22 protein-coding genes and 3 pseudogenes are annotated in these 26,694 nt (G+C 71.4%); 22 read left to right on the plus strand and 3 right to left on the minus strand.

Features of this window, described 5'->3' with window-relative positions:
* Window positions 1–5 precede the first annotated feature (5 nt).
* The 10 genes and pseudogenes from GGE06_RS06390 to GGE06_RS06435 form a co-directional block, all read left to right on the plus strand.
* On the plus strand, window positions 6–974 hold the full coding sequence (locus GGE06_RS06390; RefSeq protein ID WP_116157465.1) for an NADPH:quinone oxidoreductase family protein: 969 nt from the start codon (window positions 6–8) through the stop codon (window positions 972–974).
* The gene (locus GGE06_RS06395; RefSeq protein WP_116157464.1) at window positions 971–2,152 is read left to right on the plus strand and encodes an acyl-CoA dehydrogenase family protein; all 1,182 of its coding nucleotides are present in this window, start codon (window positions 971–973) and stop codon (window positions 2,150–2,152) included. Before GGE06_RS06390 ends, GGE06_RS06395 begins: the two co-directional genes overlap by 4 nt.
* Window positions 2,149–3,234 (plus strand): acyl-CoA dehydrogenase family protein, encoded by a 1,086-nt coding sequence (locus GGE06_RS06400; protein WP_116157463.1) that lies wholly within the window; start codon window positions 2,149–2,151, stop codon window positions 3,232–3,234. Before GGE06_RS06395 ends, GGE06_RS06400 begins: the two co-directional genes overlap by 4 nt.
* A gap of 88 nt (window positions 3,235–3,322) precedes the next feature.
* On the plus strand, window positions 3,323–4,921 hold the full coding sequence (locus GGE06_RS06405; protein ID WP_184930217.1) for an ABC transporter substrate-binding protein: 1,599 nt from the start codon (window positions 3,323–3,325) through the stop codon (window positions 4,919–4,921).
* Complete coding sequence (locus GGE06_RS06410; RefSeq protein ID WP_184930218.1) at window positions 4,918–5,910, plus strand: ABC transporter permease; 993 nt, start codon at window positions 4,918–4,920, stop codon at window positions 5,908–5,910. Before GGE06_RS06405 ends, GGE06_RS06410 begins: the two co-directional genes overlap by 4 nt.
* Window positions 5,903–6,739 (plus strand): ABC transporter permease, encoded by an 837-nt coding sequence (locus tag GGE06_RS06415; protein WP_116157461.1) that lies wholly within the window; start codon window positions 5,903–5,905, stop codon window positions 6,737–6,739. The genes GGE06_RS06410 and GGE06_RS06415 overlap by 8 nt, the downstream gene beginning before the upstream one ends.
* A complete protein-coding gene (locus GGE06_RS06420; protein WP_116157460.1) occupies window positions 6,736–7,728 on the plus strand; it encodes an ABC transporter ATP-binding protein in 993 nt (330 codons plus the stop codon). Before GGE06_RS06415 ends, GGE06_RS06420 begins: the two co-directional genes overlap by 4 nt.
* Window positions 7,721–8,374 (plus strand): ABC transporter ATP-binding protein, encoded by a 654-nt coding sequence (locus GGE06_RS06425; RefSeq protein WP_184930219.1) that lies wholly within the window; start codon window positions 7,721–7,723, stop codon window positions 8,372–8,374. The genes GGE06_RS06420 and GGE06_RS06425 overlap by 8 nt, the downstream gene beginning before the upstream one ends.
* Before the next feature lie 114 nt (window positions 8,375–8,488).
* The gene (locus GGE06_RS06430) at window positions 8,489–8,683 is read left to right on the plus strand and encodes a hypothetical protein (protein WP_116157458.1); all 195 of its coding nucleotides are present in this window, start codon (window positions 8,489–8,491) and stop codon (window positions 8,681–8,683) included.
* 136 nt (window positions 8,684–8,819) lie between these two features.
* Window positions 8,820–9,338, plus strand: a pseudogene (locus GGE06_RS06435) (hypothetical protein); the annotation flags it as partial.
* Between the two features lie 1,241 nt (window positions 9,339–10,579).
* Here the strand turns inward: GGE06_RS06435 and GGE06_RS06440 are convergent.
* Window positions 10,580–11,630: pseudogene (locus tag GGE06_RS06440) on the minus strand (PP2C family protein-serine/threonine phosphatase).
* A 419-nt stretch (window positions 11,631–12,049) separates the two neighbouring features.
* On the opposite strand from GGE06_RS06440, the gene GGE06_RS06445 reads away from it, so the two are divergent.
* The 4 genes from GGE06_RS06445 (at window position 12,050) to GGE06_RS06460 (ending at window position 15,877) form a co-directional block, all read left to right on the plus strand.
* Window positions 12,050–12,658 (plus strand): hypothetical protein, encoded by a 609-nt coding sequence (locus GGE06_RS06445; protein ID WP_184930220.1) that lies wholly within the window; start codon window positions 12,050–12,052, stop codon window positions 12,656–12,658.
* Window positions 12,659–12,672: 14 nt separating this feature from the next.
* Entirely contained in the window at window positions 12,673–14,013 is a 1,341-nt protein-coding gene (locus GGE06_RS06450) for a Dyp-type peroxidase (protein WP_184930221.1), read from the plus strand.
* Window positions 14,014–14,041: 28 nt separating this feature from the next.
* On the plus strand, window positions 14,042–15,130 hold the full coding sequence (locus GGE06_RS06455; RefSeq protein WP_184930222.1) for a catalase family protein: 1,089 nt from the start codon (window positions 14,042–14,044) through the stop codon (window positions 15,128–15,130).
* A 99-nt stretch (window positions 15,131–15,229) separates the two neighbouring features.
* Window positions 15,230–15,877, plus strand: coding sequence for a TetR/AcrR family transcriptional regulator (locus GGE06_RS06460; RefSeq protein ID WP_184930223.1), 648 nt, complete (start codon window positions 15,230–15,232; stop codon window positions 15,875–15,877).
* Window positions 15,878–16,175: 298 nt separating this feature from the next.
* On the opposite strand, the gene GGE06_RS06465 is transcribed toward GGE06_RS06460, so the two are convergent.
* Window positions 16,176–17,789 (minus strand): MFS transporter, encoded by a 1,614-nt coding sequence (locus GGE06_RS06465; protein ID WP_116157424.1) that lies wholly within the window; start codon window positions 17,787–17,789, stop codon window positions 16,176–16,178.
* 496 nt (window positions 17,790–18,285) lie between these two features.
* Between GGE06_RS06465 and GGE06_RS06470 the strand changes: the two genes are divergently transcribed.
* A complete protein-coding gene (locus GGE06_RS06470) occupies window positions 18,286–18,909 on the plus strand; it encodes an LmeA family phospholipid-binding protein (protein WP_246532361.1) in 624 nt (207 codons plus the stop codon).
* Between the two features lie 169 nt (window positions 18,910–19,078).
* Here the strand turns inward: GGE06_RS06470 and GGE06_RS06475 are convergent, their stop codons facing one another.
* Complete coding sequence (locus tag GGE06_RS06475; RefSeq protein WP_184930224.1) at window positions 19,079–19,714, minus strand: TetR/AcrR family transcriptional regulator; 636 nt, start codon at window positions 19,712–19,714, stop codon at window positions 19,079–19,081.
* A 135-nt stretch (window positions 19,715–19,849) separates the two neighbouring features.
* Here GGE06_RS06475 and GGE06_RS06480 point away from each other — a divergent pair, with 135 nt between their 5' ends.
* From GGE06_RS06480 to GGE06_RS44280, 7 genes and pseudogenes are all read left to right on the plus strand, one after another.
* Window positions 19,850–20,995, plus strand: coding sequence for a VOC family protein (locus GGE06_RS06480; RefSeq protein WP_184930225.1), 1,146 nt, complete (start codon window positions 19,850–19,852; stop codon window positions 20,993–20,995).
* A gap of 28 nt (window positions 20,996–21,023) precedes the next feature.
* Window positions 21,024–21,962, plus strand: coding sequence for a fumarylacetoacetate hydrolase family protein (locus GGE06_RS06485; RefSeq protein WP_116157421.1), 939 nt, complete (start codon window positions 21,024–21,026; stop codon window positions 21,960–21,962).
* Between the two features lie 9 nt (window positions 21,963–21,971).
* Complete coding sequence (mhpA, locus tag GGE06_RS06490; RefSeq protein ID WP_184930226.1) at window positions 21,972–23,549, plus strand: bifunctional 3-(3-hydroxy-phenyl)propionate/3-hydroxycinnamic acid hydroxylase MhpA; 1,578 nt, start codon at window positions 21,972–21,974, stop codon at window positions 23,547–23,549.
* Window positions 23,546–25,513 carry an acetoacetate--CoA ligase gene (locus tag GGE06_RS06495; RefSeq protein WP_184930227.1) on the plus strand — a complete coding sequence of 656 codons (1,968 nt, stop codon included), beginning with the start codon at window positions 23,546–23,548 and terminating at the stop codon, window positions 25,511–25,513. The genes mhpA and GGE06_RS06495 overlap by 4 nt, the downstream gene beginning before the upstream one ends.
* Window positions 25,510–25,863 (plus strand): DoxX family protein, encoded by a 354-nt coding sequence (locus GGE06_RS06500; protein WP_184930228.1) that lies wholly within the window; start codon window positions 25,510–25,512, stop codon window positions 25,861–25,863. Before GGE06_RS06495 ends, GGE06_RS06500 begins: the two co-directional genes overlap by 4 nt.
* A 144-nt stretch (window positions 25,864–26,007) precedes the next feature.
* Window positions 26,008–26,292, plus strand: a pseudogene (locus tag GGE06_RS44275) (helix-turn-helix domain-containing protein); the annotation flags it as partial.
* Between the two features lie 123 nt (window positions 26,293–26,415).
* Complete coding sequence (locus GGE06_RS44280; protein WP_512701019.1) at window positions 26,416–26,694, plus strand: helix-turn-helix transcriptional regulator; 279 nt, start codon at window positions 26,416–26,418, stop codon at window positions 26,692–26,694.

A 26,694-nucleotide genomic window follows, 5' to 3' on the forward strand; every position in this document is an offset into this window, starting at 1 on the left:
TCCGGATGCAGGCATGGCGTGTGTACGAGAACGGCGAACCGGGCGCGGTGATGCGCCGCGAGGAGGTGGAACCGCCCACGCCCGGCGAAGGCCAGGTCCTCCTCCGCGTCCGCGCCGCGAACGTCAACTTCCCCGACGCGCTGCTCTGCCGCGGCCACTACCAGGTGCGGCCCCCGCTGCCCTTCACCCCCGGCGTCGAGGTCTGCGCCGAGACCGAGGACGGGCGCCGGGTCATCACCACCGCGGCCCTCCCGCACGGCGGCTTCGCCGAGTACACCCTCGCCGACGCCGCCGGGCTCCTGCCCGCCCCGGACGCGCTCGACGACGCCGAGGCCGCCGCCCTGCACATCGGCTACCAGACCGGCTGGTTCGGCCTGCACCGCCGCGCCGCCCTGAAGGAGGGCGAGACCCTCCTCGTCCACGCGGCGGCGGGCGGCGTCGGCAGCGCCGCCGTCCAGCTCGGCAAGGCGGCCGGCGCCACCGTCATCGGCGTCGTCGGCGGACCCGAGAAGGCGGCCGTCGCCCGCGCCCTCGGCTGCGACCTGGTGATCGACCGCCGCTCCGAGGACGTCGTCGCCGCCGTCAAGGCCGCCACCGGCGGCCGTGGCGCGGACGTGATCTACGACCCGGTCGGCGGCGAGGCCTACCAGCAGTCCGCCAAGTGCGTCGCCTTCGAGGGCCGGATCGTGATCGTCGGCTTCGCGAGCGGCACCGTCCCCGCCCCCGCCCTGAACCACGCCCTGGTGAAGAACTACTCGATCCTCGGCCTCCACTGGGGCCTGTACGCGGCGAAGGACCCGGCCTCGATCGCCCGCTGCCACGAGACCCTGACCGGCTACGCCGCCAAGGGGCTCATCAAGCCGCTCATCGGCGAGCGCGTCCCCTTCGCCCGTGCGGCCGACGCCGTCCAGCGCGTCGCCGACGGCACCACCACCGGCCGGCTGGTCGTCCTCCCGGAAGGAGCCCACGCATGACCGACGCCGAGGAACTCCGCACCCGCACAAGGCGGTTGCTCACCGAGCACCCGCCGGCCACGACCGACCGCACCGACTTCCTCAAGGCCCGCTTCGACGCCGGACTCGCCTGGGTGCACTACCCGGTCGGCCTCGGCGGACTCGACGCGCCCCGCGCCCTCCAGGCCGTCGTCGACGCCGAACTCGCCGCCGCGGGCGCCCCCGACAACGACCCGCGCCGGATCGGCATCGGTCTCGGCATGGCCGCCCCCACCCTCCTCGCGTACGGCTCCGAAGAGGTCAAGTCCCGCTTCCTGCGGCCCCTCTGGGTCGGCGAGGAGGTCTGGTGCCAGCTCTTCAGCGAGCCCGGAGCGGGCTCCGACCTCGCCGCCCTCGGCACCCGTGCCGTACGGGACGGCGAGGACTGGGTGATCGACGGGCAGAAGGTGTGGACCTCCAGCGCGCACCTCGCCCGCTGGGCCATCCTCATCGCCCGCACCGACCCGGAGGCGCCCAAGCACCGGGGCATCACCTACTTCGTCTGCGACATGACCGACCCCGGCGTGGAGGTCAGGCCGCTGCGCCAGATCACCGGCGAGGCCGAGTTCAACGAGGTCTTCCTCACCGGCGTCCGCATCCCCGACGCCCACCGCCTCGGCGAGGTCGGCGACGGCTGGCGGGTCGCCCAGACCACCCTCATGAACGAGCGGGTCTCCATCGGCGGCGCCCGCATCCCCCGCGAGGGCGGCATGATCGGGAAGCTCGCCGCGACCTGGCGCGAGCGCCCCGAGCTGCGCACCCACGACCTGCACCGCCGCCTCCTCGACCTCTGGGTCGACGCCGAGGTCGCCCGGCTCACCGGCGAGCGCCTCCGCCAGCAGCTCGTCGCCGGACAGCCCGGCCCCGAGGGCAGCGCCATGAAGCTCGGCTTCGCCCGGCTCAACCAGGCCATCAGCGGCCTGGAGGTCGAACTGCTCGGCGACGAGGGCCTGTTGTACGGGGAGTGGGAGATGCGCCGCCCCGAACTCGTCGACTTCACCGGCCGGGACGCCGGATACAGGTATCTGCGCTCCAAGGGCAACTCGATCGAGGGCGGGACCAGCGAGGTGCTCCTCAACATCGTCGCCGAGCGGGTCCTCGGACTGCCCTCGGAGCCCCGCAACGACAAGGACGTCGCCTGGAAGGACCTGACCCGATGACAGCGCAGACCGATCTGCTGTACTCCGAGACCGAGGACGACCTGCGGGCGGCCGTCCGCGCGCTGCTCGCCGACCGGGCCGGCCACCAGACCCTCCTCGACCGGATCGAGACGGACAGCCCCTACGTCCCCGGCCTCTGGAAGTCCCTCGCCGGCGACATCGGCGCCGCGGGGCTCCTCGTGCCCGAGGCCCTCGGCGGCCAGGGCGCGACCCACCGCGAGGCCGCCGTGGTCCTGGAGGAGCTCGGCCGGGCGGTGACGCCGCTGCCGTACCTCACGGGCGCGGTGGTCGCCACGGAGACGCTGCTCGCCCTCGCGGGGGAGGGCGGCCCGGCGGTGGAGCTGCTCGCCGCACTCGCCTCCGGCGAGCGCGTCGCGGTCCTCGCGGTGCCCCTGTCGGCCGCGCCGGACGCGGAGCCGCGACCCGGCCCCACCGTCGCGGGCGTGGCCGACGCCGCCGTCGCCGACGTCCTGCTCGTGCCGCGCGCCGACGGCCTGTACGCCGTACCGGCCGGAGAGGCGACGATCGAGCCGCAGACCCCGCTCGACCTCACCCGCCCCCTGGCCCGCGTCACCACGGAGCCCGGGAGCGGCACCCGGCTCGCCGACGGCGACGCGGCCCGCGCGGCCGTCCGGCGCGGGCTGCTCGCGGGGGCCGGACTGCTCGCCTCCGAGCAGCTCGGCCTCGCGGAGTGGTGCCTGGAGGAGACCGTCCGGTACACCCGCGAGCGCCATCAGTTCAACCGGCCCGTGGGCTCCTTCCAGGCCCTCAAGCACCGCATGGCGCAGCTCTGGCTGGACCTCGTCGGGGCCAGGGCGGTGGCCCGCGCCGCCGCCGACGCCCTCGCCACCGGCAGCCCGGACGCCCCGCTGACCGTGGCGGTCGCCCAGGCGTACTGCTCCAGGACGGCGGTGCGCGCCGCGGAGGAGTGCGTGCAGCTGCACGGCGGGATCGGGATGACCTGGGAGCACCCGGCGCACCTGGCCCTGAAGCGGGCCAAGTCCGACCAGATCGCGCTCGGTTCGACGGGCCGGCACCAGGACGTGATCGCCGACCTGATGGACCTTCAGGCACCCGTGTAAGGGGCCCCTGTGTCCACACCCCTTTACATACTGTTTAATTGCGAGCTGTTTGCAATAACAGTTGATCTTCAAGAGGGGTGTGGACACCTTGGCCGCCCGATCCGTCCGCCGAGCGACCGCCGCGACACTCGGAGGGGCGCTCGCCCTCGCCGTCGCGGCCTGCACGAATCCCGGCTCCACTGCCGGCGGCTCCGGCGGACCCAGGGATTCCGCGGTCGTCGGCATCGCCTACGAGCCCGAGACCCTCAGCCCCCTCCTCGGCTACGGCAAGGACGGCAACTCCAAGATCTTCGACGGACTCCTCGCCTTCGACGCCGACATGAGGCTGAAGCCCGCCCTCGCCGTGCGGCTGCCCCGCGTCGGCGACGGCGGCCTCACCTACACGTACACCCTCCGCAAGGGCGTCACCTTCAGCGACGGCGTCCCCTTCACCGCGAAGGACGTCGTCCACACCTACCGGACGATCCTCGACCCGAGGACGAACAACCCCTCCCGCACCGAACTCGACGCCCTCAAGAGCGTCGAGGCCGTCGGCGACGGCACCGTCGTCTTCCGGCTCAAGTACCCCTACGCGCCCTTCGCCCAGCGCACCGTCCACGCCATCGCCCCCGAGCACGTCACCGCGAAGCAGGACGTCAACACCGGCGCCTTCACCGACGAGCCGATCGGCACCGGACCGTACGTCCTCACCGGCTGGTCCAAGGGCGAGAAGCTCACCTTCGCCGCCAACCCCCGCCACTGGAACGGCGCGCCCGCGGTGAAGAGGTTCACCATGGCGATCATCAAGGACGACGACGTCCGCGCCACCCGCCTGCGCGCCGGCGACCTCGACGGCGCCGTCCTCCCGCCCGCCCTCGCCGCCGGCTTCAAGGGCGACCGGTCGAAGAAGACGTGGACGGCGAAGACCTTCGACTACCGCACGGTCACCCTGCCCACCCACAACCCGGTCGCGGGCGACACCGCCGTCCGCCGCGCCCTCGACCTCGCCGTCGACCGGCAGGCCATGGTCGACAAGATCCTCGAAGGCGCCGGAAAGCCCGCCTACGGACCCGTCCCCACCGACAGCCCCTGGTTCGCGAAGGGCACCGAGCGGCGCCACGACCTCGCCGGCGCGCGGAAGATCCTCGACGAGGCCGGCTGGAAGCCCGGCCCCGACGGCATCCGCGTCAGGAACGGCGTCCGCGCCGCCTTCCCCCTCTGGTACCTCTCCGGCGACAAGCTCCGCCAGGACCACGCCCTCGCCTACGCCTCCGACGCGAAGAAGGCCGGCCTCGACATCACCACCCGGGCGGGCACCTGGGAGGTCATCGAACCCCGCATGAAGACCGACGCCGTCCTCGCGGGCGGCGGCTCGCCCGGCGACCCCGACTTCGACCAGTACCTCCTGCTGAAGTCCACCCTCGCCGGCGACGGCTTCCACAACATGGCCCGGTACGACGACCCGACCGTCGACCGCGCCCTGGAGGACGGCCGCCGCACCGACGACCCCGGCAAGCGGCGCGCCGCGTACGACACCGTCCAGCGCGAACTGGCCAAGAACCCCGGCTACACCTTCCTCACCCACATCGACCACCTCTACGTCATGAACGACGCCTGGGACGGACCCGGCACCCAGACCGAACCCCACGACCACGGCCTCGCCTCCGGCCCCTGGTGGAACGTCGAGGACTGGAAGCCGAAGAAGTGACCCGCCGCCTCCCCTGGGGGGCCATGGCCCGGATGACGGGACGGCGGGCACTCGCCGCCGTCCCCGTCCTCCTCGGCGTCACCCTGGCGGTGTTCGCCGTCGCCGAAGCCTCCCCCTTCGACCCCGTCAAGGCCTACGCCGGCACCGCCGGACTCACCGCCTCGCAGGAGAACCTCGACCAGCTCCGCGCCAACCTCGGCGTCGACCGGCCCCTCCTCACCCACTGGTGGGAGTGGCTCACCTCGGCCCTCGCCGGCGACCTCGGCGACTCCGCCGTGCTGCGCCGCCCCGTCACCGAGGTCATCGGCGAACGCCTCGGCTGGTCCGTCCTCCTCGCCGCCACCGCCTTCGCCGTGGCCCTCGCCCTCGGCACCCTGCTCGGCGTCCTCGCGGGACGCCGCCGCGGCGGCCTCGTGGACCGGGCCGTCAGCTCCGCCGCGTACACCCTGGAAGCCGCCCCCGCGTTCTGGCTCGGCCTCCTCGCCGTCTGGTTCTTCGCCCTGAAGCTCGGCGTCCTGCCCGCCGGCGGGCTCACCGACACCGGCAGCGACACCGTCACCGCCGGCCAGATCGCCCGCCACCTCGTGCTGCCCGCGCTCGTCCTCGGCCTCTCCCAGCTGCCCTGGTTCTTCCTGTACGTCCGCCAGGGCGTCGGCGACGCGCTCGAAGAGGACCCCGTGCGCGGCGCCCGCGCCCGCGGCCTGCGCGAACGCACCGTCCTCACCGGCCACGCCCTCCGCTCCGGCATGCTCCCCATGCTCACCCTCGTCGGCTCCCGCGTCCCCGAACTCATCACCGGAGCCCTCCTGGTGGAGACCGTCTTCAGCTGGCCCGGCATCGCCGCCGCCACCGTCACCGCCGCCACCTCCGTCGACTTCCCGCTGCTCGCCGCCCTCACCGTCCTCGCCACCGCCGCCGTCCTCCTCGGCAACCTCCTCTCCGACCTGCTGTACGGACTCGCCGACCCGAGGGCGGGCTTCGATGGCTGACCCGCGCACCCACCGGCTGCGGCTGTGGACCTCCGCCGGCACTATCGCCGTCCTCGTCCTCGCCGTGCTCCTCGTGCCCCCGCTCGTGCAGTTCGACGAGCAGGCCGTCGACCTCTCCCGCAAACTCCTCCCGCCCTCCTGGGACCACCCCTTCGGCACCGACGACCTCGGCCGCGACCTCCTCCTGCGGTGCGTCCACGGCCTGCGGATCTCCCTCCTCGTCGGACTCGTCGCCGCTCTCGTGGCCACCGTCGTCGGCACCGCCGTCGGCGCCGCGGCGGGGGCGCTCGGCGGCCGGCCCGACCGCTGGCTGATGCGGCTCGTCGACGCCTTCTCGTCCGTGCCGCACCTGCTGCTCGGCATCTTCGTGGTGGCCCTCTTCCGGCCCGGCGTCTGGCCCGTCATCGCCTCCGTCGCCGTCACCCACTGGCTCTCCACCGCCCGGATCGTCCGCGCCGAGGTCCTCTCCCTGCGCGGCCGGCCGTTCGTGGACGCCGCCGTCTCCGGCGGCGCGAGCCGATGGCGCGTCGCCGTCCGGCACCTGCTGCCCGCCGTCCTGCCCCAGGCCGGACTCGCCGCCGTCCTCATGGTCCCGCACGCCATGTGGCACGAGTCCGCGCTCTCCTTCCTCGGCCTCGGCCTCCCCAGCCACCAGGCGAGCCTCGGCAACCTCGTGCAGAACGCCCGCTCCTCCCTGCTCGCCGGGTACTGGTGGCCCACGCTCTACCCCGGCCTCCTCCTCATCGTCCCCACCCTCGCCGTCGCCGGCCTCGCGGGCGCCTGGCGCGACCGCCTCAACCCGCGCCGCCGATCGGAGCTGACCCTGTGACCGCCCGCATCGCACGCGCCCTTCAGGCCGTCACGGCCGAGCGCGCCGGGGACGCCGTCCTCAGCGTCCGCGGCCTCACCGTCCGCTTCCGGCTGCCCGGCGGGCGGACCGTCGCCGCCGTCGGCGACGCCGACTTCGACCTCGCGGCGGGGGAGTGCCTCGCCCTCGTCGGGGAGAGCGGCTGCGGCAAGTCCGTCCTCGCCTCCGCCCTCCTCGGCCTCCTCCCCGGGAACGCCGAGACGTCCGGCACGGCGTTCCTCGACGGCACGGACCTCCTCGCCGCCGACGAGAAGACCCTCGCCCGCACCGTACGGGGCCGGCGCGTCGGCCTCGTACCGCAGAGCCCCGCCGCCCACCTCACCCCCGTCCGGACCGTACGGTCCCATCTGGAGGAGACCGTCCGCGCCCTCACCGGAACCTCCCGCCGGGCCCGGCGCAAGACCGCCGAGGACGCCGCCGACCGGGCCGCGTTCCCCGCCGGACACCTCGACCGGTACCCGCACGAACTCTCCGGCGGCCTCGCCCAGCGCGCCGCCACCGCCCTCGCCCTCATCGGCGACGCCCGACTGCTCCTCGCCGACGAACCCACCACCGGACTCGACCGCGACCTCGTCGACCGCACCGTCGACGAACTGCGCCGCCACGCCGACGAGGGCCGCGCGCTGCTCCTCATCACCCACGACCTCGCCGCCGCCGCACGCATCGCCGACCGCGTCGCCGTCATGTACGCGGGCCGGATCGTCGAAGTCGCCCCCGCCCACCGCTTCTTCGGCCCCACCGGACCCCGCCACCCCTACGCCCGCGGGCTCCTCGACGCGCTGCCCGACCGGGCGTTCACCCCCGTCCCCGGCATGCCGCCGGAACTCTCCGCCCTGCCCGACGGCTGCGCCTTCGCCCCGCGCTGCCCCCGCGCCACCGCCCGCTGCGCCACCCGCCCCGAACCCACGGCCGGCGTCGCCTGCCACCACCCGGAGCAGCCCCGTGCTTGAACTCGACTCCGTCACCGCCGGATACGAGCGCCGCGCCCCCGTCTTCCGCGGCGCCTCCCTCACCGTCGCCCCCGGCGAGTCCGTCGGACTGCTCGGCCCCAGCGGCTGCGGCAAGTCCACCCTCGCCCGGGTCGCCGCCCTCCTCCACCGCCCCGACGCCGGCCGCCTCGTCCTCGACGGCACCGAGGTACGGGCCTGGCGCCACCGCGCCCCGCGCGCCCGGCGCACCGCCGTCGGCGTCGTCTTCCAGCAGCCCCGCACCGCCGCCGACCCCCGCCTCACCCTCGCCGAACCCCTGCGCGCCGCCGGCCGCCGCGCCGAGGCCCGCGAGCGGGTCGCCGCCCTCGCCCCGGCCGTCGGCCTCACCCCCGACCTCCTCGGCCGCCGCCCCCACGAGGTCAGCGACGGCCAGCTCCAACGCGCCTGCCTGGCCCGCGCGCTGACGCTGCGTCCCCGCTGGCTGATCTGCGACGAGATGACCGCCATGCTCGACGCCTCCACCACCGCGGCCCTCGTCGCCGCCGTCGAGACCTACCGCGAGGAGACCGGCGCCGGCCTCCTCGCCGTCGGTCACGACCGCGTCCTGCTGAACCGCTGGTGCGACCGTACGGTCGAATGGAAGGACTGCCTGCCCACCGCGGCCTGACCGAAATCTCACCCGTATGGCCGCCCCGCCATACGCCCGGACGGACCGCGCATTCCGCCACACTGTCCGCCGAACGCCGCAATTCCGGTGCGGCGACGGAGGGACGTGAGAGCGATGGCCGTTTCCATTTCTGTCGTGCTGCTGCTGTTGGTGCTGGCCGTGATCTTCCTGCGGACCGGCGGGCTGAAGATCACCCACGCCCTCGTCTGCGCCCTGCTCGGCTTCTTCCTCGCCGGCACCAGCATGGCGCCCACCATCCACAACGGCGTCGCCGCCACCGCCGACGTGGTCTCCAGCCTCAGACCGTGATCGTCACGGCTCCGTGAACTCCCGTGAACTGCTGTGAACTGCCCGTGAAACACAGGGCAGTTCCATGTGCATCTCCTGCACTCGGCCCTGACGTCTGCCGCCGGCGCGACACACGTCAGGACCCCGAGGAGCCGCTTTGACCACCCCACCGCCCCGCAGACGAGCACGCGCGTTCGCGCTGGTCACCGCGCTCGCGGCGACCCTCCTGGCGGGCGCCGCACCCGTCGCCCAGGCCGAGGAGATACCCCTCGCCCCCGGATTCCGCCTCGTCGCCCCCTACGAGGGCGCCCCCGCCACCGCGCGGCCCGTGCCCGGCAAGGGCCCCGCCCAGCACCCGTACCTCGCCCCCAACGGCCGCAGCGGCATGCACGCCGACGGCGCGGGCAGCGGCACCCACCCCTGGTCCGGGCCGCTCGGGCGCGCCCCGCGGGTCACCAGCGAGAAGATCGCCGCCGTCGGCGGCGAGTGCGCCACCGTCACCTTCGACGCCGCCGGCCGCCTGGTCACCGTCTGCGGCACCTTCAGCGGCTTCCTCCTGAAGCTGCTCGACCCGCGCACCCTGGCCACCCTCGCCGAGTACAAGCTGCCGCAGCGCTCCTCCACCGTCGAGGCCGTCACCCGCCTCGACTTCGAGAAGATCTTCAAGAAGTCCTCGCCCTCGGGGTGCTGACCTGCGCAGATAGACGTCCAACGGGCGCTGGCCTGCGACTTTGCTCCTTTCCGGAGCTTTCACGATGACACCGCCTTACGCGGTCGATTCTCCCCGGACGCTCCCCAAGGCGGCTTGATTCCCCCCGGATTCTCCCCGGCCGGCACTGCTTCGGCAGGAGCACAGCCCCTGGTCAAGGCTGGTTCTCGGCTCGGAGAAGCGGCTACGCACAGTGTCGGGGGAGGAGCATGATCGTGTCGTGCGTGTGTCGTGCGTGTTCTGAACGGTCCGTCTCGGCGGGAGCCTTCGGTAAGTGTCCAACGGTTCGTGCCCTTGCCGTCCAGGGCGGGTTCGTCCTCGGTTGTGGTCCGAACGCGCGTCGTGGGTTCATGAGCATGCTCCCCGAGGAGCCCCGCTGATTAGTCGGCGGGGTCGTTCAGGAGCGCGTTGACCACGGGCCAGCACATGTCCAGGCAACAGGCCGGCACGTCATGGGTGACTCCGTGACGGAGATGGACGAGCGTGGCCAGGAGCCGGTCGATGAAACATCAGTCGGTGCTTCGCGCCGGCTCCCACAGCCCGCTTCCGCGGCCGAGAGACCGGCTTTGCCTGGTGAAGCTCATGCCATAACGGACCCAGGTCCGCGACGAGTTCAGCGATCACGTCGGCCGACAGGCCGGTGATCCGACGGCTGTTGACGATTGCTGCACGAGTCACGGTCCCCACCACCCAGCCATGATCAACCGTCCAGGGCTCGACGTCTCACCGTCTACCGTGCACGAGCTCGTTTGGTAAGGGCGCGTCCTGGGGCACAAGGCTCTCGGAGATCGTCTCGGGGGAGGAGATGCTCGACCTGATGACGATGACGCATCATGTGGAGTGCGTGGCGATCCTTGAGCCCGCTGAAAAGGGCCGCTGACCTGCCGTTTCTCCGAGTGTGCGTGATGGGCGTTACGTGCGTTATCTTGACGCGTATTCGACGCACGTGACGCACGTTTGACACACGGACGGCACGGTTTCTGATGGGTCGTCATGCGCGATTGGTGACCGCCGGGCGGAGCCCTCGATTGGGTGACGGTGGGCAGCTTGCAGTGGCCGGGGCGCTGGCTGCCGAGCTGTTGACTGCCGCTGCCTATCCGCCTCTCGATAGTGACGTTCCGTGACACGAGGTTCGCGTGCTCGTGAGGGGGCGTCCGCTGGGTCAACCGCTCCCGATCCGGTGGCGGCGAGGTCCTCGGGCTTTTCGTCTACAGGCGGATCACGATGAGGGCGGTGTCGTCGGTGAGGTCGGCCGCAGGGATGAGGCGGGTCAGAAGTGTGTCGGCGAGCTGGTCCGGGTCCGCGGCGCTGTGTTCGGGGCGGGCGCCGAGCGGTGGGTCGCTGGCCTGGTCGAGGTAGGTGACGGTGTCATCGGGGAGCCGGAGCACGGGTGGGGTGGCCGGCGCTGCTGTAGATGAGGGTGCGGGCGTTCCAGCCGACGAGGACGCAGGCGGCGGTGGTGGATACGGCGCCGTCGACGGAGCGGGCGTACAGGCTGAGAACCTCCAGGGCCTGGGCGGGGCCGTCGGAGACTCGGGAGGCGGCGGACACGGTGCGCTGCCGAGCTGGCCCATGACGCCGGCCGCGACGGCCGTGCGGCAGCCCTCAGGCAGGTCGACGAGGGCGTACCAGTCGCTGCACACGTTCAGGCTCCCACCGCTGGCCGGTGGCACACCGCGGCCCGGTGGTGGCCGAGCGGCGGGGCGCGGGCAGCATCGCCTCCTGCAGGTGGAGGGCGACCTCTCCCTCCCGGGCGTGGGCTTGACGCAGGCGCTCGTTGACCTCTTGCAACTTCCGGGCGCGGGTGTAGAGCTCGCTCGGCGCGCGGTCCGCCCGGTCGGCCGCCGCGGGCGCGGATGAGTTCGGCGACCGCTTCGACCCGGTGCAGCAGCAGAGCCACGGTGCCGTCAGGAGCGACCGGGCTCCAGTACGGCTCGTCCCACACCCCGGGCCGGTCGGGGTACCCCACGTCGTAGTCTGCACGGCCATGGTGTCGGGCTCGCCGGTGTCCGCGACTGGCGCAGTGAGGCATACAGGTTGCGCATACCGGTCGCGGCGGGTCGTTCGGATTGTGGGGGAAGACGTCGAACAGGTACCGGCCGATCAGCTGCTCACGGGGCCGGCTCGACATCGACAAGAACGCCTCGTGGCATCCGCGTACGCCAGATCGCGGAGTGCGACCGCTCCCGGCAGCGCGTGGAACGATTTCTCGCTGGAAGGGGCCGGGCCGGTCTGAAGGCTGCTTGGGGCTGCTGGCATGGATGCCGCATGTGGATGTCGTCGTGACGCCGCGCGTGGAGCGGGAGCGAGTCGAAGTCGGTGCGGAGGTGGTGGTCGGAGAAGCGCCTTGCTCGGGTTGTCGACGTGCGTGAACGAGGGGAAGGTGGCTGGAGCGGGCTGTCGCGCCGCGGCTGCTCGGGCCTCCCTGCGCAAGAGCGGTGGCTGCGGTGGAAGGCGCCAAGGAGACGTCGCCGGTAGGGATCCGGCGGCATGCCTCCGATCGGGTGTCATGCGTTGACAGGCGGGACTGCTTGTCTGATGCTTTAATCAGTTCTGCTGAGATGGTCAGTGGGTGTGGGTGGGCACCTTCGGATGTCGCCGTGGCATCCCTTACCTGGCCGAATGGGAAATTCTGTGCCGGCTGACAGCGTGGGCGCTCGATCCCGAGGAGAAGTGCCATGGGTGAAAAGGATCTGCAGGACAGGTTCCAGAAGCTGCCTGAGGCCGTCCGGGAGAAGGCCGACTCGGCGCTGGCGGATGCGAAGATCGCGCTGAAGTTGCGTATCGCCGAGCTTCTGGCTGACAAGGAGGAGAAGGCCAAGCACGCCGTCACCACTGCCGGCCGGATCGGCGCCAAGAGCGGCGAGGTGTCCGAGCTGACGACCATCCTGCCGCTGAAGCCGGACGGCGCGAAGCAGCTGCGGAAGTTCTTCAAGCTGGTCGGCGGGAACCTGGCGGGCGCAGGTCAGGTCGGCACGCTGCACAACATGCGGTTCGTGTTCCTGGAGAACGACACGAAGCTGCTGTTCGCGACTGCCTTCGACGGCGAGTGGGACCCCTACATCGACGACTTCGCCACCAAGATCCCCGACTTCATGGACTACCTGTTCAGCAACGTCGAGGGATGGCCCGGTATCACCTCGCCGGACGTGAAGGAGTTCATCGTCAAGCACCAGCTCCCGGCGGAGGCGTGGTACGTCGCGCACCCCGACCTCACTGTTGCGGAGGCCGGTCGGCTCAAGCGGCAGGAGGCCGCCGTGCAGCGGTTCCTGTCCGACCTCAACTGACGGCAGGCTCCGCCATGCCTTCTCCGCTGTTCCGGCGTCTGCGCCGCCCGCCCACGCTGGATCTCGACGACATCCAGGCGACCTTGCTGCGGGCCCGACCCGAGCCCTACTTCGGTACCCACGCGATCCTGGAGATCACTGACGCTGCAGGGGGCAGGGAGCTGCTGCGTCGGCTGGCCCCGCGGGTGACCTCGGCGGCCCGCTGGGACGAGCCGCAGCCGTCCTGGCTGGCTCTCGCCCTCAGCTACCAGGGGCTGGTGGCGCTCGGCGTACCGCAGGAGTCACTGGCCTCCTTCCCCGCCAACTTCCGTGCCGGGATGGCCGCCCGCGCCGAGCGGCTGCGGGACACCGGCGTGAACGCCCCGGAGCGCTGGGAGTTCCCGTTCGGCACCCCGCGCGTGCACATCGCCGTCACGGTGTATGCCGCCAGCGAGGACGACTGGCGGGCCGAAGTCGGCGCCTATGAAAAGGAACTGGGCGAGGTCCCCGGCGTCCGGCTGCTGTCGCACCAGGACTTCGCGGCCGATGGGTTCAACGTCTTCGGATACCGGGACGGCTTCAGCCAGCCGGTGATCGAGGGCAGCGGCGCCGAACCCCTGCCCGGCGACGGACGGCCCATCAAGGCCGGTGAGTTCGTCCTCGGCTACCCGAGCGAGACCGGTACGCCGCTGCCCGTACCGGCCCCGGACGTCCTCGGCCGCAACGGCACGTACGTCGTCTTCCGCAAGTACCACTCCCACGTCGCCGCCTTCAACAAGTGGCTGCACGACAACGCCTCCACCGAAGCCGAACGCGAACTGCTGGCCGCCAAGCTCGTCGGCCGCTGGCGCAGCGGCGCACCTCTCGCCCTGACCCCGGAGCGCGACACCCCCGCGATCGGTGAGGACCCGAACCGGATCAACGACTTCGACTACTCCGCCGACCCACGCGGACTGTGCACCCCGCTCGGCTCGCACATCCGCCGGATGAACCCGCGCGACACCAAGCTCACGGTTCTCACCGACGTCAACATCCGCCGCATCATCCGGCGCGGCACCTCCTACGGCACCCCTCTGCCCCCGGATCGCCTCAAGGACGACGGCACACCGCGCGGCCTGGACTTCATCGCCCTCGGCGCCCGCGCCATCGACAACGTCGAGTTCCTCCAGAGCGAATGGGTCGGCTCCGGCAACTTCATGGGCCTGGGTAAGGAGAAGGACCCGATGATCTCGCTCCAGGACAAGGGCGCCTACTTCACCGTGCCCGGGACCCCGCCCCGCCGGGTGCAGAACATCCAGTCCTTCAACACCCTCCTCGGCGGCGAGTACTTCTTCATGCCCAGCTTGTCCGCCATCCGCAGGCTCAGCAGCAACTGACCCCCCACCCCGCGCGAAGGCACTCCCCATGACCTCGTACGTCTCCTACCGCCCCGACCTGGAACAGCCGTTTCCGAACGAGGAGGAGCTGATCCGCCAGGTCGTCGAGGCCATGGGCAAGGCCAACCAGCAGGTCGCCGACAAACACCGGCACGGCCTGCGCGACGCCCACGCCAAGAGTCACGGCGTCCTCGCCGGCGAACTGCGCGTCCAGCCCAACCTGCCCGCCCACCTCGCTCAGGGCCTCTTCGCCGAACCGGCCACCTACCCGGTGATCGTCCGCTTCTCCTCCGCCCCCGGCGACCTGCGCTCCGACCAGGTGCCCGTGCAGCGCGGCATCGCGATCAAGGTGATCGGCGCACCCGGACCCCGCGCCATCGACGACGGCTTCACCACCCAGGACTTCCTCCTGGTCAACCACCCCACGCTGCCCTTCGGCAACATCGCCGAGTACGCCAAGCTCCAGGACCTGCTGGAGAAGCAGCCCCGCCAGAGCGACCAGCAGCTCCAGCTCACCGGCGCGGCCGCCCGCGTGGCCGCCAAGGCCCTCACCCGCTCCGGACGCCCGCTCCCGCCGACCGTCGAGACCCTGGCCGCCGCCAACGATCACATCCTCGGCGAGACCTTCCACTCCATGGCCGCACTGCGCTACGGCGACCATGTCGCGAAGATCTCCGCCGCGCCCCGCTCGGCGAACGTGAGAGCCCTCACCGGCAGCCGCGTCCACAAGAAGGCCGGCGAGTCGGCGCTGCGCGACCTCGTCGTCGACTTCTTCGCGCACGACAGCGCCGAGTACGACATCCGCGCCCAGCTGTGCACGGACGTCGAACGGATGCCCGTGGAGGACGCCTCGGTCCTGTGGCCCGAGGAACTGTCCCCGCACGAGACCGTGGCGGTGCTGCACCTGCCCGCGCAGGACGCCTACAGTGACGCCCGCCGCCGTTACGCGGACGACGTCCTGTCCTTCAGCCCCTGGCACGCCCTGGAGGCCCACCGTCCCCTGGGTTCCATCATGCGGTCGCGCCGCGCCGCCTATCCCGCCTCCAGCGACTTCCGTCACCGTGTCAACGGCATCGAGCCCGAGGAGCCGTCCGACATCAAGGAGCTTCCCGCCTGATCAGGCAGGCCGGCTCTGGATACGGCCGCAGATCGTGCAGCGGCTCGCGTGCCAGAATGGTGGTGCCCGTTTCCGTCCGGACTCTTCGAGGTTCCTTCCGTGCCCCAGCCCGTCGGCCGCGTGCCGCAGCGACGCAACGCACGGTCCAACCGGGCACGCATCCTGGCCACCGCTCGCCAGGAGCTCGGGCGAAACCCCGACACCACCCTGGAGGAGCTGGCGCGCGCCTCCGGTGTCGTCAGGCGAACGCTCTTCGGGCACTTCCCCGGACGTGCCGCGCTCCTGGAGGCGCTGGCCGAGGAGGCCGCCGAGGCTCTTCAGGGCGCCGTGGCAGGCGCGGCGGAGGCGACGGAGCCGGCCGAGCGGGCGCTCGCGCGCTTCTCGTTGGCGATGTGGCCGGTGGGAGACCGGTACCGGATGCTCCTGGCGCTCGCCCAGCGGGATCTCGGCGTCGAAAGGGTCGCCGAGATCCTCGAACCCGCCCGTGTCAGGGCGACGGCCGTCGTGGAGCGGGGCCAGCGGGACGGAGTCTTCCACTCTCATCTGCCGCCCGCGGTGCTCAGCGCCGCTCTGGAGGCGATGGCGCTCGCCCTGCTGGAAGAGGTCAACACCGGGGCTCTGGAGGACGACGGCACCCGGGTGACCGTCACCACGCTCATCGCGGCCGGCGTGCCGGAGGAGCGGGCGGGCGTTGTTGTAGAAGAGGTGGCGGCCTCGGTCGCCCCGGAGGCCGGCGGCGACGGCTGAGCCGCGGCCCGGCCGCCGGCGCGGAAGTGCGAGCGGACCCGGTGCCAAGGCGCTGCCTCCGGGCGACTTCCTGCCTGGTGCACCCCCTTCCGTCGCACCGGGAAGTCCCAGCCGGGGGCCACTCGGTTCTTCCCGGTCGGCACCCTGGACGCACGCAGCAAGAGGAGGGTGTCGGCTGTCCCTTCCGGCACCGTCCGGGGCCGTGCACCGCTCAGGTACGGCCCGTCCATGATGGAGGAGGCCGGAACGTTGTCCGGCCTCCGGTCGGCGGCCATGAGCCGCGGTCATGCCGTGGGGTTCAGGCGGCGCCTACGGTCTCGGTCTGCCTCGCCGTCCCGTCCGTCTGCTCCTGACGGTGCTTCGCGACGCGCTTGCGGCCGGGCAGGACGGCGATGACGATCAGCGTGCCGGCGGCCATGATGATGCCGCCGATGAGGCTGGTGTGGGCGATGGAGTGGGCGAAGGACTCGTGCACCGCGCCGAGCAGGGCCTGGGCCTGTTGGGCGCCGCCCTGGGGGTTCAGGGCGACCTGTTCGGCGACCGCGATGCCGCCGCCCACCGAGTCCTTGGCGGTGTCCATCGCGGCGGCCGGGAGGTGGCCGCCGACCAGCTCGGTCAGCTTGTCCTTGTAGGACGTGGCCAGCAGTGAGCCGAGGACGGCGATGCCCAGGGCGCAGCCGAGCTCCAGCGCGGTGTCGTTGGCGCCGCCGCCGACGCCGAGCTCCGATTCGGGGAAGGCGCCCATGATGGTGTCGGTGGCCGGGGACAGGCTCAGCCCGATGGCGAAGCCGAGCAGGAGCAGGGGCGCCAGGAAGTCGGTGTACGTCGAGCCCGACTCGATCTGGGTGAGCAGGAAGACGCCTGCCGTGCCGATGGCCATGCCGGTCCCGACCATCAGCTTCACGCCCAGCTTCGGGGCCAGCTTGCCGGTCACCGCGGCACCGACGAAGACGGCTCCGGCGAGCGGCAGCAGTCGTATGCCGGTCTCCAGCGCGTCGTAGCCGAGGACGAACTGCAGGAACTGGGTGGAGTAGTAGATCGAGCCGAAGGTGCCGAAGAAGAAGAACAGCACCGCGAGCATCGAGCCGCTGAAGGGGCGCTCCTTGAACTTCCGCACATTCAGCATGGGGTTGGGGTGGCGCAGCTCCCAGACGATGAAGGCTGCCAGACTCAGGCCGGCGACCACGGCCGCGGTGATCGGGCCGGTGCCCCAGCCGAAGTGCGGGCCTTCGATGGTGGCGTAGACGAGGCTGCCGACCGAGGCGATCGACAGCAGACCGCCGACATAGTCGATGCGGCCCATGCCCTTCGCTTTGGACGGCGGTACCAGTACCAGCGCTCCGACGACGCCGAGGACGGCAATGGGCACGTTCATGAGGAAGGTGGAGCCCCAGGCGTGGTCCTGCAGCAGCCAGCCGGCGGCCACCGGTCCGGCGGCGATGGCGAGGCCGGAGGTGGCGCTCCAGGCCGTGATGGCCTTGGCGCGCTCTGCCCTCGGGAAGATCGCGACCAGCAGGGAGAGGGTGGCCGGCATGACCACGGCGGCGCCGACGCCCATGATCGCGCGCGCGGTGATGACCAGGCCGGTCTCGTCGACCAGGCCGCCCATCACCGAACCGGCCGCGAAGATCAGCAGGCCCAGGATCAGCGCGCCCCGGCGGCTGTACTTGTCGCCGATCGCTCCCAGTACCAGCATCAGCGCCGCGTACGGGACGGTGTAGCCGTCGATGACCCACTGCAGGTCGCTGCTGGAGAGTCCCAGGTCCTGCGTCAGGTCCGGCGCGGCCACGACCAGCGACGTGTTGGCCATCACGACGATCAGCAGGCTGAGACAGAGCACGAGCAAGGCCCACCAGCGGCGTGGGTAGGGCTCGGTCATCTTCTCGGCGGGTGTGTTGGCAAAGAGCGGCATCGAGGGCTCCTCGGCGGGGGGGGGGGGGGGGGGGGAAGAGAGAAAGCGGGAGGCTTCGGGGGAGAGGATCGGCGCGGGCGCGGCTGTCTGCCTGCGAGGCACCGCAGGGCAAGTTAATTGCCCATCCATGTGCAGGTTAGCTAGTTGCTCACTAGTGTGCAACTATTGAGTCGCCTTCCCCGCCGCTGACCGGAGCTCCCGACCTGACCTGCCCGAGGGTGTGGTGTGGCGCACGGTGTCCGGTCACCAACGGCCGACCAGGCCCGCTGAGCCGGGCGCTGGAGGGGCATCCGCTGGGCCTGCTGGAGTGCGTGAACGCCGGGACCTGGCCCGACGACGGCACCCGCACCGCGACCGCCGCGCTGATCGCGATGGGTGCGGACGGTGACCGAGCCGCGGCCTGCGTCCGAGGGCTCGGCCGGCCCGAGTGCATCGGCGCCCTCGTCTCAGAGCCTCACCCCGAGAAGTTCCTGACCGCCTTCTGGAGAGCACTCCCATGTACCAGCCCCAGCCCGATGACGGACGCGTCGGCGAGCCCTACCGCGGCGATTCCTTGTCCACGGGCTTCTCTGCCCCGAGGGGGCGGCTCCTGATCGTCGTCGCTGCTTCTATGGCGGCGTTGCTGACTGGTGGCGTCGCGGTGGACCGGATCGCGGCGGCTCGTGCGGAGAGCCATACGGCCGAGGCGTTCCAGCACGGCATGGGAACCGCGGATCAGCCGTCGGTACGCGTCAGCGGCTTCCCCGTGCTCACCCAGCTGGCGAAGGGCAGCCTCCGGCACATCGACCTGGCCGCCCATGACATACCCGCGAACGGCTCGACTCGGCCCCTGCCGGTGACGAAGCTGACCGTACGCCTTGACGGGCTGAAGACCTCCGGGAGTGCTGAGGAGGCTCACGCCGACCATGTCGAGGCGACCGCGTTCCTCTCGTACGGTGACGTGTCGGGCGCGCTCGGTGTGCGGATGTCACCAGGTGGTGAAACGGACCGGATCAGTGCGACGGCCGTTCTGCCGGTCGTCGGCGACGTCACCGTGAGCGCGGCCGTCTCGGCGGCAACGGCAACCGCATCGCCTTCACGGATGTCCGCACCGTCCGGGGCGAGCTGCTTCCTCCGCTGAAAACGCTGCTGGACAGAGCCCTGGAAGATCCCATCCCGCTGGAGAGCGTCCCCGAGGGGCTGCACCTGCGATCCGTCACCACCACGCGGGACGGAATCGACGCCGCCTTCACCGGCCGCTCGGTCGCCTTCCGGCAGGGTTCGTCCGCCGCCGGGTAGGAGCGGTCGTCTCAGACGGGGCCGGGGAGGGGGCGCCGGGCGACCTCGTGGGCGTCGTCCGGTGGTACGCCCAGCATGCGCAGGGCCATCTCGGCCAGGTTCACCGCGGCCTCGTCACCGTCCATGTCGGGGCGCGCGAACCTCAGCTCCACCAGGGACAGCAGGGTGCCGCCCAGTGCGGACAGGGCCACAGTCGGGTCGGCCACGGTGAAGCGGCCGGAGGCCGTGCCGACCTCGATGTCACGCAGCGCCCGCCGGGCCAGGCCGTTGTCCGAGTGGATGTGACCGAGGCCGCGACGGCGCAAGACCTGCATCAGTTCAGGGTGGGAGTCGGCCATGCGTGCGCTGAGCCGGAAGCCCGCCGCGACGAGCTCCGCAGGGTCGTCGATCTCCGCCAGGCGCTGGTCGAAGTTCCGACCGTACTCCTCCAGGGCGTCCACCACCGCCGCCTCGAACAGCTCGGCCTTCGACTCGAAGTGGTTGTAGAAGGAGCCGAAGCCCACGTCGGCGCGCTCGGCGATCGCCTGGATGCTGATGCCGGTGTCCCCGCTGTCGGCGAGTATCTGCCGGGCGGCGCGAATGAGCGCGCTACGGGTCTCGGCGCGACGTCGCTCGAATCGGTTGCTGGGCGGGGCTGACGTAGGCATGCGCCAAGTCTAACCGCGCAGGCGATGACGACTGCAGTTCTGATGAATCCATCATTTCCAGCCGGGAACATCTTGACGACGGAACTGTCAAAGTTGATGATTTCCTCATTACGGCAATGTTGCTCGGAGGACACCATGTCTGAGACCCGCGTCCACGGGGCCGATGCCAAAACGGCCCACCAGGACCTGCATAGCGAACAGGGAGCCCTGAGGGGCGAGCATCCCGGCCGCTCCCGGAATCCCGTGATCAAGGTCGCGGACCTGGCCTGGCTGGAGTTCGAGAAGCCTGACCTGGAGCGAGCCGAGGTCTTCGCCCGGGACTTCGGCTTCCAGATCGCCGCGCGCACCGACAGCGAGCTGTGGCTGCGCGGCACGTTCGCCGGCTCGCCGTGCATGGTGATCCGGCGCGGGCGTACGTCCCGCTTCATCGGCCCGGCGTTCCGTGCGGCGGAGCGTCCCGATCTGGACCGGCTGGCGCGGGCCACCGGTTCCGACGTGCGTGACGCGGACGTACCCGGTGGCGGAAAGACGGTCGACCTGCTCGATCCGTCCGGCTTCCCGGTGCGGGTGGTGCACTGCGGCGAGCAGCTGCCGGCGCTGCCCGAGCAGCTGCCGCTGCTGCTCAACTTCGGTACGGATCATCGTCGTACGAACACCACGCAGCGCCCGCCGCGCGAGCCGTCCCGGATCCAGCGGCTGGGCCACGTCGTCCTGGAGACCCGCGTGTTCGGCCGGGCCCTGGACTGGTACCTGGACACGCTGGGGATGATCGTGTCCGACTTTCTCTTCCTGGACGGGCAGCGCGACCGCGGCCCGACCATGGCGTTCATCCGCTGCGACCTCGGCAGCGTGCCGGCCGACCATCACACGCTGGCCATGCACCTGGGACCGGGGACCGGCTATGTCCACTCCGCCTACCAGGTCACCGACCTGGACTCGATCGCCGTAGGCGGCGAATACCTCAAGGAACGCGGATACCAGCGCAGCTGGGGCGTCGGTCGGCACATCCAGGGCAGCCAGCTCTTCGACTACTGGCGCGACCCCGACCGCTTCATGCTGGAGCACTTCGCCGACGGCGACCTGTTCTCCAGCGACGTCGAGCCCGGGTGGGCACCCATGTCGACCAGCGGTCTTGCCCAGTGGGGTCCACCGGCCACGCGTGACTTCCTCGGCGCGAGTCCCTCCCCGCAGCGGGTCCGCGACGTCATCCAGGCCCTGCGCGGCGACAACGAGATGGACCCGGCGCGCCTGCTGGGCCTGCTCAAAGCCGCCAAGTCCTGAACACCGACCCCCTCACGAAGGTACTGACATGAGCACCAACGTCCTGCGCACCGCCGACGGATGGTGGGTCGTCCGCGGCCACCGGGCCATCCCTGTCGACACCAAGGCCACCACCACCGCCGAGCTGATCGCCGATCGTGACGCCGTACGAGAGGCGGCTCGCTCGACCGAGGCGGGCACGCCCGTCGCCGACCTGGCCGTCCTCTCGCCGGTCACCACCCCCTGCCGGGTGGTCGCCCAGATGGTCAACTACCGGAGTCACGCCCGTGATTCGGGCTTCACGGGCGACATCCCGCCCGCCTTCTTCCGCAAGGCGTCCGGGTCGGTCAGCGGACCCGGCGACCCCGTCGTACGGCCCTCGCACGTGAAGTTCCTCGACTACGAGGTCGAACTCGGGCTCGTCATGGGCGCCACCCTGCCCATCGGCACCACGGTCGACGAGCGGGACCTGCCGTCGTACGTCGCCGGGCTCGTCGTCACCAACGACATCAGCGCGCGCGACGTCCAGCTGACCAAGACGCAGTTCTACGAGAGCAAGTCCTACCCGACCTTCACACCGACCGGTCCGTACCTCGCCCTGCTGGAGCCGGAGGACTTCGTCCATCTCCTCGACCTCAGGTTGAAGCTGTCCGTCAACGGCGAGCTGCGCCAGGACCGCACCCTCGCCGACATGATCGTCCGCCCGGCGCAGGCCCTCACCCTGCTGGCCCGTTTCCAGACCCTCGACCCCGGCGACCTGCTCCTGACCGGCACGCCCGGCGGCACGGCCCTCAAGGCCCCGCCGAAGCCGGTCGAGAAGGTCGGCGCACTGCTGCCGCCCGCCTTGAAGTGGAAGGCTTTCTTCAAGTCCCAGGCGAAGAACCCGCACTACCTGCACGCGGGAGACGTGATCACGGCGACGATCGCGACCCCGGACGGCCGGATCGACCTCGGCGAGCAGCGAACCTCCGTCACGGACGCGAAGTAGGGACCTGAGGTGAGCCGCACCGAACAGCAGGTACCCGTGGTGATCATCGGCGCGGGACCGGTGGGCGTGACTGCCGCCCTCCTCCTCGCCCGGCGCGGGGTGCGCACCGTCGTCCTGGAACGCCACCGGGACGTCTACCCGCTCCCGCGCGCCGTCGCCACCGACGACGAGGTCCGCAGGATCCTCCAGGCCGCGGGCGTGGGGGAGGAGTTCGCAGAGATAGCCCGCCCCGCGAACGGACTGCGGCTGCTGGACGCCCGGCACCGGGTCATGGCCGAGTTCCGGCGCTCCGAGCACGGTCATCACGGCTACCCGCAGACCAGCATGTTCGACCAGCCCGAGCTGGAGCGACTGCTGCGCGAGGCCCTCGCCCGGAACCCGCAATGCGAACTGCGCAGCGGCGTGGAGGTTACCGGCGTCGGCCCGGACACCGCCGGCCCCGTGCGCGTGACTTACCGCGACGACGACGGAGAGTACGAACTGTGGGCCGAGGCGGTCCTCGGCTGCGACGGGGCGAACAGCCTCACCCGCGACGCCATCGGCGCCACGTGGGAGGACCTGCGCTTCGAGGAACGATGGACCGTCGTCGACGTCCGCACGAACGCCGACGTCCGCTGCTGGGAAGGCGTCGACCAGGTCTGCGACCCACACCGCCCGGCGACCTTCATGCGCGTCGGCGAAGACCGCTACCGCTGGGAGTTCCGGCTGCAGGACGAGCGGCAACCGGTGCGGGAGCTGATCGCCCCATGGATGCCACCCTCCCACGACGGTGACTTCGAGATCGTCCGCGAGACCCAGTACACCTTCCGGGCGCGCATCGCCGACCGGTGGCGCAGCGGACGAGTCTTCCTCCTCGGCGACGCCGCCCACCTCACCCCGCCGTTCATCGGGCAGGGGCTGTGCGCGGGCCTGCGTGATGCCTACAACCTCACCTGGAAGCTGGCCCGCGTCCTGGGCCAGGGCGGCGACGAGCGGCTGCTTGACACGTACGAGAGCGAGCGCAAGCCGCACACACGGCATGTGATCCGGCTCGCGGTCGCCATGGGCTGGGCCATGACCGGCGGCCAGGACGGCGCCGCCGCACTACGCCGCAGGATCCTGGCCGCTGCCTGCCGCATACCCGGCCTCACCGCGGCGGCGGGCCGGGACCTCAGCCCGTCCCTGACCGCCGGGCCCCTCGTCCGGCGCCGTATGCGCAGGGGTCTCGCGGGCACCCACTGCCCGCAACCATGGGTGGCACTCGACGGACGGCGCATCCGCCTCGACGAACTGCTCGGCGACTCCTTCACCGTCCTGACCGCCGCCGAACCCTGGCCCGCACTGAACGCCCTCGCCCACGCGCTCGGCGCCCGGACGATCCCTGTCACCGGCCTCGGTGACGACGGCACTCTCGCAGCCTGGCTGCGCGCCGGCAGGGTGGATGCCGTCCTGCTGCGCCCCGACCGCGTCGTCATGGACGTCGTTCCGGCCGGGAGGCACGACTTCACCGACACCGCCGCCTGGGCGGCCCTCCTGCACACCACGCGCAGCACCCTCCCCCTCCAACAGACCGCCGAGAAGAGCCTGCTGAGGAGCGCCACACGATGACCAGGCCGGACCCCTTCACGACCCCTGACCCCAAGGCCGTCGTGAACAGCCGCATCATGGACTTCGCCCGCCACGCCGGGCTCGACGGCACCGACTACGCCACCCTGCACCACTGGTCGGTCACCGACCTGGAAGGCTTCTGGCGCGCGGTGTGGGAGTACTTCGACATCGAGTCCGACACCCCGTACGAGCAGGTGCTGGCCGAGGAGCGGATGCCGGGCGCCCGGTGGTTCCCCGGCGCCACCCTCAACTACACCCATCACGCCCTGCGCAACCTCACCGACGACGCCGTGGCGATCATCGCCCTCGACGAGACCGGCTCCAGTCACGAGGTGACCGGCGGCCGGCTGCGCGCCCAGGTCGCCTCCGTCGCCGCCACACTGCGCGATCTGGGCGTCGGCAAGGGGGACCGGGTCGTGGGCTACCTGCCCAACACCCCGCACGCCATCGTCGCCTTCCTCGCCGCCGCGAGCCTGGGCGCGGTGTGGTCGGTCTGCGGGCAGGACTACGCCCCCAAGGCCGCCGCCGACCGCTTCGCCCAGCTCGAACCCACCGTCCTGATCGCCGCCGACGGCTACCTCTTCAACGGCACGACCCACGACCGCCGCGAGGCCGCCGGTGAACTGGCCGCGCATCTCCCGACGTTGAAGGCGACGCTGCTGGTGGACCACGTGGGCCTGCCGTGGCCTTCGCGAGCGTTCCCGTCGCTGGTGGTGCCGTGGGAGGACGCGTCCACCCGCGCCGAGGAACTCACGTGTACGCCGGTGCCGTTCGATAACCCGCTGTGGGTCGTGTTCTCCTCCGGCACCACCGGTCTGCCCAAGGGCATCGTCCACGGTCACGGCGGCGTCCTGCTGGAGCACCTGAAGACCCTCGGCCTGCACTCCGACCTCGGGCCCGGCGACCGTCTGCTCTGGTACACCACGACCCACTGGATGATGTGGAACCTGGTCGCCTCCACCTTGCTGACCGGCGCCACGACCTGTACGTACGACGGCAGCCCCGCACCCTTCGCCCGGCTCGACGTCCTGTGGGAGCTGGCCGCGCGCCACCGGGTGACCGTCTTCGGCACCAGCCCCCAGTACCTGCTGGGCATGGCCAAGTACGGCATCGACCCCTCGGCACACGACCTGTCGTCGATCCGCGTGGTCGGTTGCACCGGCTCCGCCCTGCCGGCCTCCGCCTACCCCTGGGTCCGCGACCACGTCGGCGACCACGTCCTGCTCGCGTCCACCAGCGGCGGCACGGACGTCGTCTCCGGCTTCGCGGGCAGCGCCCCCAACACACCGGTCTGGGCCGGGGAGCTGTCCGCACCTCATCTCGGGGTGGCCCTGGCCGCGTACGACGCCGAGGGCCTCCCGATCGTGGACCAGGTGGGCGAACTGGTCGTCACCCGCCCGATGCCGTCCATGCCGCTGTACTTCTGGAACGACCCCGACGGCACCCGCTACCGCGACGCCTACTTCTCCTCCCACCCCGGCGTCTGGCGGCACGGCGACTGGATCACCGTCACCGGACACGGCTCCGTGATCGTCCACGGCCGCTCCGACAGCACCCTGAACCGCAACGGCGTACGCCTGGGCAGCGCCGACATCCACGACGCCGTCGAACGCCTCCCCGAGATCACCGAGGCCCTCGTCATCGGCGCGGAAGAACCCGACGGCGGCTACTGGATGCCCCTGTTCGTCGTCCTCGCAGACGACGCGACCCTGGACGACCCGCTCCGCGAGAAGATCAAGGAGGCGATCCGGACCGGCGCCTCACCCCGCCACGTCCCCGACGAGATCCTCGAAGTCCCCGGCATCCCGCACACCCGCACCGGCAAGAAACTCGAAGTCCCCGTCAAGCGCCTCCTCCAGGGCGCCCCGGTCGAGCAGGTCGTCAACCCGGCAGCCGTGGACGCCCCCGACCTCATCGACCACTTCGCCCGCCTGGGCGCCGAACGCCGGAGGCGGCCGGCGTGACCACCGCACAGGTCACCCTCGCCGCCGTACTGTCCCTCGTCTTCCTCCCGCTGGGACTGGGGAAGATCGCCGCGGTGCCGTTCATGCGGCAGGCGGCAGCACACCTCGGCATGCCACCGGGCCTCTACCGCGTCGTCGGCACCCTGGAAGTGGCCGGAGCCGTCGGACTGGTACTCGGACTGGCTTCCGCCCTACTCGGGATGACCGCCGCGATCGGATTCGCGCTGCTCATGACCGCGGCCGCAGTGGTCCACCTGCGCCACGGCGATCCGCCCATGCGGGCCCTACCGGCCGCCGTCCTGGCCCTGACGGCGGTGGCGTACGCCGGGGCGACGGTCGCAGCCGGCTGATGTCCTAAATGTGCGCCGTCGCGACGCATGAGACCTTGTCGCCCCCGACGGATCACGGACCGTCCTCCGTCTGCTCGGCCGGCTTTGAGCTCGTAACACGATCTTGCTGAAGAGTCCTGGTCAGCCCGGTACGTCGGCGGCAGCGAGGTCGAACTCGGTCCCGGCGACCTGCTGGTCTGGGACAGTGAACTGGCGCACGACTTCGAGGTCGTGGGGGACCACCGTGAGCTGTACCTGCTCCTGCCCCGCGAGCGGCTGCCCCAGGCGATTGCCGGAAGTGCCTCCCGCGCCGGCGGTCTCGTTTCCGTGCGGCCGGGGTCAGGGCTCGCCTCGATCGCTGCCGCTCAGCTGCAGGCCATCACGCGCGAGTTCGACCACCTGTCCGACGCGGATCTGGCCGTTGCCTCCCAGACCTTCTTCGACACCCTCGAAACGGCCCTCGTCCCCGCTCCGGAGCAGCCTGTTTCCAGCAGCGCCCGCGAGGCGCTGGTCATACGGACCCGCCGGTACATCGAGGATCACCTGGATGATCCGGACCTTTGCGCTTCCTCCATCGCCGAGGCGTTCGACATCTCCGTTCGCACGCTGCATCTCGTTCATGCCGGTACGGGCGCAACAGTGGGTCGCTGGATCCGGGAGCGTCGCCTGAAGGCCTGCTACCGGGACCTCTCACGTGCGCATGGCGGCACGACGGTCACCGACGTTGCCTTCCGCTGGGGCTTCAGCAACATGGGCCACTTCAGCACAGCCTTCAAGCAGGCGTTCGGCGTGACACCCAGCAGCGTCTTGCTCCAGGGCCAGCACAGCCGGACCGGCACGGACAACGGCTGA

Origin of the sequence: Streptomyces nymphaeiformis (assembly GCF_014203895.1) — a bacterium.
Taxonomy (GTDB): Bacteria; Actinomycetota; Actinomycetes; order Streptomycetales; family Streptomycetaceae; genus Streptomyces; species Streptomyces nymphaeiformis.

Excerpts from the sequence above, each read along its gene's own strand:
- GGE06_RS06430 (WP_116157458.1), top strand. The coding sequence starts at position 8,489 with ATGGCCGTTTCCATTTCTGTCGTGCTGCTGCTGTTGGTGCTGGCCGTG.
- GGE06_RS06475 (WP_184930224.1), bottom strand. The coding sequence starts at position 19,714 with ATGCCTACGTCAGCCCCGCCCAGCAACCGATTCGAGCGACGTCGCGCC.
- GGE06_RS06470 (WP_246532361.1), top strand. The coding sequence starts at position 18,286 with ATGTACCAGCCCCAGCCCGATGACGGACGCGTCGGCGAGCCCTACCGC.
- GGE06_RS06485 (WP_116157421.1), top strand. The coding sequence starts at position 21,024 with ATGAGCACCAACGTCCTGCGCACCGCCGACGGATGGTGGGTCGTCCGC.
- GGE06_RS06495 (WP_184930227.1), top strand. The coding sequence starts at position 23,546 with ATGACCAGGCCGGACCCCTTCACGACCCCTGACCCCAAGGCCGTCGTG.
- GGE06_RS06400 (WP_116157463.1), top strand. The coding sequence starts at position 2,149 with ATGACAGCGCAGACCGATCTGCTGTACTCCGAGACCGAGGACGACCTG.
- GGE06_RS06395 (WP_116157464.1), top strand. The coding sequence starts at position 971 with ATGACCGACGCCGAGGAACTCCGCACCCGCACAAGGCGGTTGCTCACC.
- GGE06_RS06445 (WP_184930220.1), top strand. The coding sequence starts at position 12,050 with ATGGGTGAAAAGGATCTGCAGGACAGGTTCCAGAAGCTGCCTGAGGCC.
- GGE06_RS06415 (WP_116157461.1), top strand. The coding sequence starts at position 5,903 with ATGGCTGACCCGCGCACCCACCGGCTGCGGCTGTGGACCTCCGCCGGC.
- GGE06_RS06465 (WP_116157424.1), bottom strand. The coding sequence starts at position 17,789 with ATGCCGCTCTTTGCCAACACACCCGCCGAGAAGATGACCGAGCCCTAC.
- GGE06_RS06390 (WP_116157465.1), top strand. The coding sequence starts at position 6 with ATGCAGGCATGGCGTGTGTACGAGAACGGCGAACCGGGCGCGGTGATG.
- GGE06_RS06480 (WP_184930225.1), top strand. The coding sequence starts at position 19,850 with ATGTCTGAGACCCGCGTCCACGGGGCCGATGCCAAAACGGCCCACCAG.
- GGE06_RS06450 (WP_184930221.1), top strand. The coding sequence starts at position 12,673 with ATGCCTTCTCCGCTGTTCCGGCGTCTGCGCCGCCCGCCCACGCTGGAT.
- GGE06_RS06455 (WP_184930222.1), top strand. The coding sequence starts at position 14,042 with ATGACCTCGTACGTCTCCTACCGCCCCGACCTGGAACAGCCGTTTCCG.